At 66.5% G+C, this 310-nt stretch carries 1 protein-coding gene; it reads right to left on the bottom strand.

Annotated elements, in window-relative coordinates; genetic code table 11:
* Window positions 1-310: biotin/lipoyl-containing protein (locus tag AC0L3U_RS38975; RefSeq protein WP_473365053.1), on the bottom strand; the 310-nt coding region annotated here is incomplete at both ends.

Genomic DNA, 310 nt, shown 5'->3' on the forward strand with positions numbered 1-310 from the left:
GATACCGGCCTTCAGCGGGTGCTCCATTTTCATCGCTTCGAGCACCCCCAGCAGTTGGCCTTTGCTGACGTTTTCGCCGACGCGTACCCGCACCTCGACAACCGCCCCAGCCATCGGCGCCTTCAGCGTGCCGCTGCCGGCATCGGCCTGGCGGTTGGCGATGGGCTGGGTGCCGTTGATTACCCGCAGGCCCGGTAGCCACAACTGGTTGCCGTCGAGGTGATAGGCGACGCGCCGGCGGATACCGTTGAGCACCAGAGTCGCCCAGCGCCCGTCGCTGCCGAGGTGCTGAATGTCGATCCCGTTGACG

The sequence above is a fragment of the Bradyrhizobium sp. Kon69 genome, from assembly GCF_055807515.1.